The 11684-nt window shown below is 62.7% G+C and carries 12 protein-coding genes and 1 pseudogene; 9 read left to right on the forward strand and 4 right to left on the reverse strand.

Annotated elements, in window-relative coordinates; all coding sequences use genetic code 11:
• The first annotated feature begins 364 nt into the window (after positions 1-364).
• The 3 genes from B0G83_RS17730 to B0G83_RS17740 all read left to right on the forward strand — a co-directional run bounded on the left by B0G83_RS17730 (position 365) and on the right by B0G83_RS17740 (position 2984).
• Positions 365-622, forward strand: coding sequence for a hypothetical protein (locus tag B0G83_RS17730; protein ID WP_105508684.1), 258 nt, complete (start codon positions 365-367; stop codon positions 620-622).
• 188 nt (positions 623-810) lie between these two features.
• On the forward strand, positions 811-1593 hold the full coding sequence (locus B0G83_RS17735; protein WP_105508685.1) for an ABC transporter substrate-binding protein: 783 nt from the start codon (positions 811-813) through the stop codon (positions 1591-1593).
• Positions 1594-1868: 275 nt separating this feature from the next.
• Positions 1869-2984: a succinylglutamate desuccinylase/aspartoacylase family protein gene (locus B0G83_RS17740; RefSeq protein WP_105508686.1), complete on the forward strand. Its 1116-nt coding sequence runs from the start codon at positions 1869-1871 to the stop codon at positions 2982-2984.
• Positions 2985-3112: 128 nt separating this feature from the next.
• Here B0G83_RS17740 and B0G83_RS17745 read toward each other — a convergent pair whose 3' ends face one another.
• Positions 3113-3919, reverse strand: a complete 807-nt coding sequence (locus tag B0G83_RS17745) for a MetQ/NlpA family ABC transporter substrate-binding protein (protein ID WP_105508687.1) — start codon at positions 3917-3919, stop codon at positions 3113-3115.
• Positions 3920-4217: 298 nt separating this feature from the next.
• Here B0G83_RS17745 and B0G83_RS17750 point away from each other — a divergent pair, with 298 nt between their 5' ends.
• On the forward strand, positions 4218-5360 hold the full coding sequence (locus tag B0G83_RS17750) for a porin (protein ID WP_105508688.1): 1143 nt from the start codon (positions 4218-4220) through the stop codon (positions 5358-5360).
• Between the two features lie 91 nt (positions 5361-5451).
• On the opposite strand, the gene B0G83_RS17755 is transcribed toward B0G83_RS17750, so the two are convergent.
• Both B0G83_RS17755 and B0G83_RS17760 read right to left on the reverse strand, forming a co-directional pair.
• A complete protein-coding gene (locus B0G83_RS17755; protein ID WP_105508689.1) occupies positions 5452-6438 on the reverse strand; it encodes a nitronate monooxygenase family protein in 987 nt (328 codons plus the stop codon).
• A 114-nt stretch (positions 6439-6552) separates the two neighbouring features.
• Positions 6553-6935: pseudogene (locus B0G83_RS17760) on the reverse strand (nuclear transport factor 2 family protein).
• A 217-nt stretch (positions 6936-7152) separates the two neighbouring features.
• Between B0G83_RS17760 and B0G83_RS17765 the strand changes: the two are divergent.
• Positions 7153-7704 (forward strand): PadR family transcriptional regulator, encoded by a 552-nt coding sequence (locus tag B0G83_RS17765; protein ID WP_105508932.1) that lies wholly within the window; start codon positions 7153-7155, stop codon positions 7702-7704.
• Between the two features lie 53 nt (positions 7705-7757).
• Here B0G83_RS17765 and B0G83_RS17770 read toward each other — a convergent pair whose 3' ends face one another.
• The gene (locus tag B0G83_RS17770) at positions 7758-8450 is read right to left on the reverse strand and encodes an SDR family NAD(P)-dependent oxidoreductase (protein WP_105508690.1); all 693 of its coding nucleotides are present in this window, start codon (positions 8448-8450) and stop codon (positions 7758-7760) included.
• A 176-nt stretch (positions 8451-8626) separates the two neighbouring features.
• Between B0G83_RS17770 and B0G83_RS17775 the strand changes: the two genes are divergently transcribed.
• The 4 genes from B0G83_RS17775 to B0G83_RS17790 all read left to right on the forward strand — a co-directional run bounded on the left by B0G83_RS17775 (position 8627) and on the right by B0G83_RS17790 (position 11445).
• Positions 8627-9556, forward strand: a complete 930-nt coding sequence (locus B0G83_RS17775) for a LysR family transcriptional regulator (protein WP_105508691.1) — start codon at positions 8627-8629, stop codon at positions 9554-9556.
• 61 nt (positions 9557-9617) lie between these two features.
• Positions 9618-10343: a GNAT family N-acetyltransferase gene (locus B0G83_RS17780; protein WP_105508692.1), complete on the forward strand. Its 726-nt coding sequence runs from the start codon at positions 9618-9620 to the stop codon at positions 10341-10343.
• A gap of 191 nt (positions 10344-10534) precedes the next feature.
• The gene (locus tag B0G83_RS17785; protein ID WP_105508693.1) at positions 10535-10924 is read left to right on the forward strand and encodes a DUF6232 family protein; all 390 of its coding nucleotides are present in this window, start codon (positions 10535-10537) and stop codon (positions 10922-10924) included.
• A gap of 185 nt (positions 10925-11109) precedes the next feature.
• A complete protein-coding gene (locus tag B0G83_RS17790) occupies positions 11110-11445 on the forward strand; it encodes a hypothetical protein (protein WP_105508933.1) in 336 nt (111 codons plus the stop codon).
• The last annotated feature ends 239 nt before the right edge of the window (positions 11446-11684 follow it).

Below are 11684 nucleotides of genomic sequence, written 5' to 3' on the forward strand. Positions count from 1 at the left end.
TAGCGCTAAAGCAATACAATTTTGTTTTCGGCCACGACGGTGTCGGGAAAAACGGGCAAGCTGGCGTGCCCGGTCAAACGGGCACATCTGCATTAACGGCGATTTATGCGGAATCTTTAATTTGGCGGGCTGTCGCTTGAAGCGCTCGCGCATGGTAATAGGTCGTAATCAACTTCGCTTAATAAAGCGATTCGAAGAGATAACTATGCCCAATGAGTTATGGTATTAAGCGGGCCGGCGTCGGGGCAATACTTCAAGAAGAACGGCTCGGCTGCCGATAACGTTAACTTGTCCCAGGCCGCTAATGGCCACGGGCAGAGCATGAAGCGAACCGGTTTTCGGGTCGTCGAACAAGACCACCACAATGCGCTTGAAGAAAACAGAATGGATGTTGCTGGCCGTCGTGGCCGGCTCGGTAATGGGTTTTGGCAACTGGCTGCAAGGCGAAATGAACCGCGCGACGCTCGCGCGTATTCAGCGCGATTCGAGCAACCCGCAGGATTTGCAGGATTCGCATGGCGCATGCGCGGGCATGAGCGCACGCGAAGCGGAAATGATGGGCAAAGGCGAACTCTGGTGCGGCGCGGTCGGCACTTTAAGCCCCACCACATTCTCGCGTTAAAAGCTATCCTCACCCGCCATCCGGTGTTTCACTAGCTTCCCAATATTTTTGAACTGATAAGCTTGGCGCGCGCTGCTGGCCGCCCCGGCTGGCGGCTTCCACCCAAGCCCGGTCGTGAGTCGCGCCGGGCGGCCCGCCGCGGCAAAACCGCATACGGGCGTATTTGAACTACACCGAGGAGTTAAACAGTGAAAAAACTGCTAGCGGCTTTGACGGTTGCTCTGCTTGCAACGGTCTCGATTGGCGCACACGCTAAAGATTGGTCGACTATCCGTTTTGGCGTTGACGCCAGCTATCCCCCGTTCGAGTCCAAAGGCTCGGATGGCAAGCTCGTTGGCTTCGACATCGACCTCGGCAATGAAATCTGCACGCGCCTGAAAGCCAAATGCGTGTGGGTCGAAAACGATTTCGACGGCATGATCCCGGCCCTGAAGGCGAAGAAGTTCGACGGCGTGCTGTCGTCCATGTCCATGACGCCGCAACGCGCCGAACAGATCGCTTTCTCGTCGAAACTGTTCAATACGCCGACCCGCCTCGTGTCGAAGAAAGGCTCGGGCGTGATGCCGACGGCTGACTCGCTGAAGGGCAAGGCGGTGGGCGTCGAGCAGGGCACGATCCAGGAAACCTACGCGAAGACCTACTGGGAGCCGAAGGGCGTGAAGGTCGTTCCGTATCAGAACCAGGATCAGGTCTATGCCGACTTGCTGTCGGGTCGTCTGGACGCGTCGCTGCAAGACGCCGTGGAAGCTGAAATCGGCTTCCTGAAGACGCCGCGCGGCGCGGGCTACGATTTCGCAGGCAAGGATATCGTCGACGAGAAGGTCCTCGGCAACGGCGCAGGCATCGGCATGCGCAAGGAAGACACCGATCTGAAGGCGAAGGTCGACAAGGCAATCGCCGACATCATCAAGGACGGTACGTACAAGAAGCTCGAGAAGAAGTACTTCGACTTCGACGTGTACGGCAGCTAAGCCCTCCCCGCGCGCCTGACGGCGCGCGTGCCGGCTTGCAGACAACGGGCTCCGCCACACGCGGGGCCCGTTTCGTTTGTGCCGGCTTGTGCCCGCGAGTGCCGGCGGGTGCCGGTCCACGTCGCCGGTCGAAGCACGCCGTGTGGCAGATCGGCTAAGATCGTGCGGTCGAGGCGCGTGAGGCACGCCGCCCCGGCCCTGCTGCCCAACCTGCTTTCCCACTGAAATCAACGACCTAGCGCGGCACGCCCCGCTTGCCCGCGACTCCGAAGACCATGCAAACCCAAACCCATCCGCTGATTGCCCCGACGCTCGGCACTGCCCGTAACCTGACGAGTTTTCATTACGGTTCCGGCGGCGGGCAGAAGATTTATATCCAGTCGTCGCTGCACGCCGACGAGTTGCCCGGCATGCTGGTGTCGTGGGAACTGCGCCGCAAACTGGCCGCGCTGGAAGCCGCCGGCAAGGTACGCGGCGAAGTCGTGATCGTGCCGGTCGCCAACCCGATCGGCCTGAATCAGCACTTTCTCGGTCATCTGACGGGCCGCTTCGAAACCAACACCGCGCAGAACTTCAACCGCAATTTCCACGATCTGTCGGCGCTGGTGCAACCGGTGATCGAGGCGCGCCTGACCGACGACATCGACGCTAACCGCAGCGCCATCCGTACCGCCATGCGCGAGGCACTCGACGCGCAAACGCCGGCCACCGAACTCGAGTCGCAACGTCTGGCACTGCAAAAACTCTCGTACGACGCCGACGTCGTGCTCGATCTGCATTGCGACTGGGAAGCCGCGCTGCACCTCTACACGAACCCCGACCTGTGGCCGGAAGTCGAGCCGCTCGCGCGCTATCTGGACGCGAAGGCCTCGCTGCTGGCGCTCAATTCGGTGGGCAACCCGTTCGACGAAATTCACAGCTTCTGCTGGTCGGATCTGCGCGGCCGTTTCGGCGAGCGCTTCCCGATTCCGAACGGCTCGATCTCGGTCACGATCGAACTGCGCGGCCAGCGCGAGGTGTCGTACGAGTACGCCGAGCGCGACGCGCAGGCGATCATTGAGTATCTGACCTCGCGCGGCGTGATCGACGGTACGGCCGCCCCGCTGCCGCCGCTGGAATTCGCCGCCACGCCGCTGGCCGGCGCCGAGCCGATCGTCGCGCCGATTAGCGGCGTGCTGGTGTACCGCTGCGAAGTCGGCACCTGGGTCGACGTCGACCATGCAATCGCCGATATCGTCGACCCCCTGACGGATCGCGTCGTCACGCTGAAGAGCAGCGTGGCCGGCGTGCTGTATGCGCGGCATCTGACGCGCTTCGCGACGGCCGGGCTGGAGTTCGCGCGGATTGCCGGCGCGAAGGCGTTCAGAAGCGGCTCGTTGCTGAGCAATTGAGAATCGGGCAAGCGGGCCGCACCATCGGCCTTGGGGCCCGAGTAGTCAGGCTTCTTCGAGCATCTCAAGCAGAACGCCCGCTGAAAACAGCGGGCGTTTTGCGTTGACGCGGAGACCGCCCAGCAGGCTCAGAACGCCGGAATAATCGCGCCTTTGAACTGCGTGTCGATGTACTTGCGCACCTCATCCGATTCATACGCCGCGACCAGCTTCTTCACCCACGGCTGATTGCGGTCCTGCACGCGTACGGCGATCAGATTCGCATACGGGCCTTTCAGATCCTCGATCGCGATCGCGTCTTTGGTCGGCTGCAGGCCGGCCTTGACCGCGTAGTCGGTGTTGATCGACGCCGCGTCGAGGTCGTCGAGCGCGCGCGGCAATTGCGCGGCATCCAGTTCCACCAGCTTGATCTTCTTCGGATTCTCGGCGACGTCGAGCGGCGTCGCGTTGACGCCGTTCGTACCGACGCCCGGCTTCAGCTTGATCACGCCGTACTTCTGCAACAGCAACAAAGCGCGATTGCCGTTCGACGGATCGTTCTGGATCCCGACCTTCGCGCCCTCCGGCAGGTCCTTGAGCGACTTCAGCTTTTTCGAGTAGAAGCCCATCGGCGAAACGTAGGTCAAACCGACGTTGACGATCTTGTAGCCGCGCTGCTTGATCTGGCTGTCCAGAAACGGTTGATGCTGGAAGCCGTTGGCGTCGAGATCGCCCGAGTCGAGCGCGGCGTTCGGCTGCACGTAATCGTTGAACTCGATCACCTTCACGTTCAGGCCTTCACGCGCCGCGACTTTGGTTACGACCGACCAGATCTGCGCATCCGGGCCGCTCATCGTGCCGATCTTAAGTTCCTTGTCAGCGGCGTGCGCAAACGTTGCGGTTAACGAAATAGCGGCGATTGCCAGCAGATTCTGGATGATTGTCCGACGTTGCATACGTTTTCCCCACAAGCAATGTTATTGGTAGGGACGCATCGTCGCATGCGCCAACCGCCGGGAAAACCAATCGTTTTTCACACGCTTAGATGGCGAAAAGTGAAAAAGCTTATATGCGGCGCGGCTTGCGCGAATTCGCCGGGCAAAGCTATGTGAGTGTCGCGCGGGCGCGACAGATTTCAAAAATAAGCAAAGCTGTCACATACCTTACTCTGCGTTCCCTTAAATTTCGGGCCATCGCACGACCCTGCCAAAGAGCACGGCTTGGCGATCGCTCAATTTTTTATCGGAGAAAGTCTTGAACAAGAAAGTATTTGCCGCCGCTACGCTCGCAGTCTTCGCTTCCGCCGCTCACGCACAAAGCAGCGTCACGCTGTACGGCCTGATCGACGCAGGTTTCACGTACAGCAATCACGCCAACGCTCAAGCTCAGCACCTGTACCAATACGGTGACGGCGTCGCTCAAGGTAGCCGTTGGGGCCTGCGCGGCACGGAAGACTTGGGTGGCGGTCTGAAAGCGCTGTTCGTGTTGGAAAACGGTTTTAATTCGGGCACCGGCGCACTGGGTCAAGGCAGCTCGCTGTTCGGCCGCCAGGCTTACGTCGGTCTCTCGCAAAACGGTATCGGCTCGCTGACATTCGGCCGCCAGTACTCGTTCTCGACGGACTATCTGGGCGGCTCGTACACCAACGGCGGCCAGACCGTCGCGGGCAACTACGGCTACCACATCAACGACATCGACCAGCTCACGTCGAGCCGTATCAGCAACGCAGTTAAGTTCAGCAGCGCGAACTTCGCGGGCCTGACGTTCGGCGCAATGTACGGCTTCTCGAACCAGGCTGGGGCATTTGCAGGCGCACCGGGCACGGGCGGTTCGTCGTCGGCTTACAGCTTCGGCGTGAACTACGCGAACGGCCCGTTCGGTATCGGCGCGGCGTACACGGACATCCGCTACCCGGGTTCGGCATCGCCGACGACCTTCTCGACGACGCTGGCAAATTCGTCGATCAGTGGCGTGGCTAAGGATCTGGCAACGGTTGGCGTTGGCGCCAAGTACTCGATCGGCGCAGCGACTGCGTACGCTCTGTGGACGCACACGAACATCGAGCAGATCGCGGGCCACATGACGACGTTCAACGCTTATGAAGTGGGCGGCAAGTACGCGTTCACGCCGGCTATCACGGGCGCACTGGGCTACACGTACATGCAAGCCAAGGACCAGACCAACGGCCACTGGAACCAGTTCGACGCAAGCGCCGACTACGCTCTGAGCAAGCGCACCGACGTGTACCTGCTTGGCGTGTATCAGCAAGCCAAGGGCACGAACTCGAAGGGTGCGGCTCTGCAAGCACAGATCGGTTCGAGCTCGAGCAGCTTCCTGCCGGCAGCTGGCGCGAACACGCAGTTGGCCGTGCGCGTCGGTATCCGTCACAAGTTCTAAGCGAGTCTTTGCCGGCGAGGAGCGCAAGCGCCTTGCCGGTTCAAGATTCAGGAAAAACGCCCTACGGGGCGTTTTTCTATTTCTGCTCGCCTCAGAATGAGCGGACCAGCCCGGAAGCGAGTTCCAGCCGGTGGCGCGCGGCCTGATATTCATCGACGAAACGCGCCACCAGTTCGGCTGCGGGCATGACCCGCTTGACCGCGCCGACGCCCTGGCCGGCGCCCCAGATGTCGCGCCATGCCTTGGCCTTGCTGACGTTCTCGGCACTGAAGTTCATGCTGGAAGGATCGGACTCCGGCAGCGCGTCCGGGTCCAGTCCGGCGTTGACGATGCTGTGGCGCAGGTAGTTGCCATGCACGCCGGTAAACAGATTCGAATACACGATGTCGGCGGCCGTGCTGTCGACGATCATCTGCTTGTAGCGCTCGTCCGCATTGGCTTCCGACGTCGCGATAAAGGCCGAGCCGATATAGGCCAGGTCGGCGCCGGCCGCCTGCGCGGCAAGAATCGCATCGCCGCTGGCAATCGCGCCGGACAGCGCCAGCGGACCGTCGAACCATTCGCGGATCTCGTGCAGCAGCGCGAACGGCGACAGCCGGCCGGCATGTCCACCGGCACCCGCGGCAACCGCGATCAGGCCGTCCGCGCCTTTGTCGATCGCTTTCTTCGCGAACGTATTGTCGATCACGTCGTGCAACACGATGCCGCCGTACGCATGCACCGAACGGTTCACATCCTCGCGCGCGCCGAGCGACGTGATGGTGATCGGCACCTTGTATTTGGCGCACAGTTCGAGGTCGTGCTCCAGCCGGTTGTTCGACTTATGCACGATCTGATTGACCGCGAACGGCGCGGCCGGGCGTTCCGGATGCCGGGCGTCGTGCTCGGCCAGTTCATGCGTGATGCGCTCCAGCCATTGCTCCAGCACCGGTCCGGGCCGAGCGTTGAGGGCCGGGAACGACCCGACGACACCGGCCTTGCATTGGGCGATCACGAGCTCGGGGTTGGAGATGATGAAGAGCGGCGAGCAGATCATCGGCAGCGCGAGGCGGCCTTTGAGTATGGCGGGTAAGGACATGAGTTTTCCTGCGAGGAAGGAACCGTGTTCGGTGCTTGCCAGCAGCGCCCCAGCAACGAGCGGGCGGCAGGTTCGGCCGCGACCCGCGGCGTCGGCAAAGCGGAATGGCGGCCGCTAAACTGCGGCGCTCTTGCCGCTCAGCACGGCCTGGGCCGACGCCAGTTGCGCCCCCATCTGAGCCGACAACGCCTGCAAGCCGCTCATGGGACGCACCATGACCTCGAATTCCTCGATCTTGCCGTGCTCGTCGAAGCGCAGCATGTCGATGCCTTTCAGCGATTTGCCGTCGACTTCGGCGCTGAATTCCAGCACCACGCTGCGGCCGTCTTCGCTGACGAAACGGCGGTGGTACTCGGGCGGTGGTACTCGAATTGGCGGAACACGCCGTTGACCGTTTTCAGTATCAGCCGGATCGCCGCTTTGCCCGGATAGGACGTGTGCGCAACCGGCGAGCGGAACACGATGGTGTCGGCCAGCAGCGGGTCCAGTTCATCCATCGCATTGCGTTGCAACAGATCGTGCCAGGCCGACAGCGTGCGCTGCGCGGCGTCGGATAAGGGGTGTGCTTCCACGTTGGTCTCCTTGGTACAGACGGTGGTACAGACGACAATCAATACGCAACTGGTTGCATAAAGAATAACGGGATGCCGCGCGATATGCAACTGAGTGCATAAAGTTTTTGCGCCCCTGACGCCAGCCGCTAAAATGGCGCCCATGTCCATTCAACACGCCCTTCTCACTTCGCTGCTGGAAAAGCCTTCCAGCGGCTACGACCTTGCGCGGCGCTTCGACAAATCCATCGGCTATTTCTGGCATGCCAGCCATCAGCAGATCTATCGCGAACTCGGGCGGATGGCCGAGGCCGGCTGGATCGTGGCAAGCGACGATGAAGACGGCGGCAAGCGGCGCCGCCGGCTGTACCAGGTGCTGGCGCCGGGGCAGGACGAACTGGCGCGCTGGGTGTCGGAACCCACGACGGACGGCGACGCGAGCCGTGCGCTGCTGATCAAGCTGCGGGCGGAATCCGTCATCGGTCCGCATGGGGTGGATCGGGAATTACGCCGGCTGATCGCGGAGCATCGGGCCAGGTTGGACACCTATCTCGAGATCGAACAGCGCGACTTTGCGGCGAGCGAGTTGTCGACCGCGCAGAAGCTGCAGCATGCGGTTTTGCGCGGCGGCATCATGACGGAACAGGGTTGGCTCGCATGGGCGGCCGAGGTGTTGCCGATCCTGGAGGCGGCCGCGCACGGCGCGCCTCGGTAGTTGCTTCAGTCGTCTTCAGTCGTTTTTCCCGAGTGGGCAAGCAGCGGGTCGCCTCACCACGGAACCACCCGGCCGAGATAGTCGAGGTAGTGCAATCCTGAGCGGCCTGCGTAGGCGTCGATCGTATTCAACAGGTTGGGGATGCTTTCCTCGATACTCAGACGAGCTTCAGGTCCGCCCATGTCGGTTCGCACCCAGCCCGGCGCCATCAATAGCAAGGTGCGCGGGTCGTCGGCGTGGCGTGCCGCGAAACTGCGCATGAACATGTTCAGCGCGGCCTTGCTGCCCCGATAAACCTCGTACTGGCCGTTGACGTTGTTCGTGACACTGCCCTGTCCGGACGACATCACGCCGATCGTTCCGTTTGGCGCAACGAGGTCCTGGAACGCTTCGACGACTCGCATCGGACTGAGCGAGTTCGTCACCATCACGCGGATGAATTCCTCGGTCGAGACGTCGGCGATGGTTTCCCGATCGTCGTTCTTGACGCCGGCGTTGACGAACAGCACATCGATCTGCCGATCCGCGAGGCGTGCGCGTAAATCCGCGACCTGCTCCGGCAGCGTGATGTCGACGGTTTCGATCTCGAGCGCGCCGCTCAACTGACGCAGCTTGTCCGTCGATGTCGCCCGCCCGGTGGCGATCACGCGCCAGCCGCGCTTGAGGTATTCCGCGGTCATCGCCAGTCCGAGGCCACGCGATGCGCCGATGAGAAGAATGGTGTTCTGCCGCGCTGAAGTTTGCATGTGAGCGATCCCTTTGAATTTGAATGACGCAGGTCCGAACGCCTCGGAGCAGGACTCGTCGGTCGCGAACCGGTGCATTCAATATATGGCGGGGTGAGACATGGCGGAAGGCGCATCGGCCGCACTCATAACCTGCACGGGACGCGCTATCTCGCGCGGGAATGTTACGATCCGCCATGGCCGAACCCGACCTGAATCTGCTGATCGCGCTCGATTCGCTGCTCGCCGAGGCAAGCGTGGCCGGCGCCGCACGTCGATTGGAACTCAGCGCGTCGGCGATGAGCAGAACGCTAGCCAGGCTTCGCGCGGCAACCGGCGACCCATTGCTGGTTCGCGCGGGCCGTCATATGGTGCTGACGCCGTACGCCGAAGCGATCCGCGAGCGCACGCAAAATGCGGCGCATGAAGCGCGTGCCGTGCTGCGTCCGTCCCCCGCGCAAACCGATTTCTCGACCTTGCGGCAGACCTTCACCCTTCGCGCCAACGACGGTTTCGTCGAAGTGTTCGGCGCGCCGCTGATCGCCGCCGTAACGGCGGTTGCGCCGCACGTCTGTTTGCGTTTTGCGCCGAAGCCGGAGAAGAGCGCGACGCATCTGCGAGACGGGTCGGCCGACCTCGAGATCGGCGTGTTAGGCGAAATGGGCCCCGAGGTGCGTCTCCAGGCGTTATTCCGCGATCGCTTCGTGGGTATCGTCAGAGAGGGGCATCCGCTGCAACGGGATGGTGAAGTGACGGCGCAACGGTATGTCGCGTTCGGCCATGTCGTCGCGTCACGGCATGCGCGAACCAGCGGACCGGTCGACGAAGCGTTGGCCGCGCTAGGTCTCGAACGCAGCATCGTGGCCGTCGTGCCGAGCTTCTCCGCAGCGCGCGCCGTGGCTCGAAGTTCGGATCTGGTGGCGCTCGTGCCGGCGTCTTTTCTCGGCGATCAAGCGGATCGGCAAGCACACGTTGCGGGCGGCGCGGTCCACGCCTTCGAACTCCCCGTGGCAACCGGAAAGATCACCGTCTCGCAGATGTGGCACCCTCGGCTGGAAGCCGATCCGGTTCATCGCTGGCTGCGGCAAATCGTGCTGACGGTGTGTCGGCGATACGCGCCGCGCTGAGCACCGGGTTTCACGCAAACATTCAATCGAGCCGTTAGTCCCCAAGGCAAAAGGAAACCGTATGAGTGGTTCAATTCAAGCTACCCTGGAGCGCGTGATCTGGACCGCGCTCACCACCCGCCAGGCGCATCTCGGCCACGGCGATGCCCTCGCCCGTCGATACCTTGCCGACGTCGCGCCATTCGCCGCACTGGCCGACAAGACGCCCGCCGCCTATCAGGCGCTTCACGCGCTGCTGCAACCTCGCGAAACGGTCGCGTTGCTCTCTCAAGATGAACTGCGTCCCATCGACGCGCTGCAAGCAACGCGTATCGGCCTGCTCCATCGCATGGTCGCGACGCGCGCCGCCGAAGCCGACGGCAGCGGCAGCGCGGCCGCCCCTGACGTGATCCGCCTCAGCGAAGCGAATACGGATGAGATGCTCGATCTGGTGCAGAAAACCCGGCCCGGTCCTTTCGGCAAGCGCACGCCCGAGATGGGCAATTACATCGGCATGCGCGACGGCGGGCGTCTGATCGCGATGGCCGGCGAACGGATGCGCATGGACGGCTACGTTGAGATCAGCGCGGTATGCGTCGACGAAACCTGGCGCGGAAAAGGCCTTGCCCGCCGGCTCATCCAGATCTTGCGCGGAGAAATCGAGCGACGCGGAGAGACACCGTTTCTGCACGTGTTCAGTGAAAACCATTCCGCGATCGGACTGTATGAACGGCTTGGCTTCGAGGTGTGCGGCACGTTCGTGCTGTCGCGGCTTGGACGTATCGATCCGGGTCCCGCGGGCGCGTAGTGACGGGTGGGGTTCTCGTGGCGTACCCGGCCGCTCCGAACCATGGTTCAACGAAGCCGCAAATTTCAGGGCAATCGTTGACGTAGGGCAGCTTGCCGCGATGAGCCTGGCGATTGCGCCACGCCGTCACTTACCGCCGCCTGGCCGCATCTGGTACGCTGCGCCCTTTGCTATCCCTTGCATTCAACTCGATGGAAACTCCTTTCAACGATCGTGGCGTGTCGGTCACGCGTAACGCGCTCTCCTCCGCTGGCCAGGTCTTTCCGTTGCGCGATATCGTCGGCGTGCAGGTAGTCACCGTGCAGAAGAACAAGGTCTTGCCGCTGACCATCTCGCTCGTCGGCGTAGCCTGCGCGATCGTCGGCGCGATATTTCGCTCGCCGGTCGGCATGGTGTGCGGCACGATGCTCGCGGTAGTCGGCTGGCTGACCTGGGCGACTCAGGACGTCACCCATCGCCTGATGGTGCAGACGGCGACCGGCGAGCGCGAGGCGCTGATGAGCGTCGACCGTGAGTTCGTCGAGCGCGTCGGCGCGGCCGTGGATGAAGCGAAGGCTTCGGCGCCGGCGCCGAAGGTTTGAGTTTGGGCGAGCAGCGCCGGTTGAGGCCGTGCGTCGCGCGCGTTGGTGAGCGGTGTTTTGAAGGCGTCGCGTTAACACCATTTTGATTCGCCGTGCAGCAGCTTTTGCGCGTCCTTGAGACGCGCGTCGATAGAGTGGGCAGGTATCAACAACGCGCGCCGCCTCGCCGAATCGGCGCAACCACGATGCACACCTCCGTCGCCACGTCCGACCTCTTCGTTCCGCGCGCACCGCGCACGATTCGCCGCCGTACACATCACGTCGTCCCGCTCGTCATCATCGACGTCACCGTGCCCGGCACCTCGTCGGCCGAAGGACGACGCGCACTGCACGCGTCGCTCGGCGACGATCTGCGCCTCTATGTCGTCACGGTCGATCAGCAACACGAACGCGTGACCTTTCGCGTCGAAGTCACGTCGCGCACGCTCGACGACGTGATCGGCCTGCTGACCGCCGCACTCGACCGCGCGACGCTGGGTCGCGCGCAGGCCACGGTGATCCGCCGTCCGCGCGATTACTGAGGTGGCGCACGTCGGAAAGTGCCGCTTTTGCAGCGGCTTTCGATGCAAGCCCGCGTCGCCATAATCAGCGTGCCCACGCGGCATCGATGCTAGCCGGCAGCCGCATACGGCGCGGCGACAGTGCCACCCGCCGCACCTTGACACATCTTTGCAAGTACAGCTGAGCGGCCATGTAGAGTCGCCGCTCCTGTCAACGCGCGTTCCCGCCCGCAGGCCAGATAGCGTCCCGGTTTCGTCGT

Source organism: Paraburkholderia sp. BL21I4N1 (assembly GCF_002973525.1).
Classification (GTDB): domain Bacteria; phylum Pseudomonadota; class Gammaproteobacteria; order Burkholderiales; family Burkholderiaceae; genus Paraburkholderia.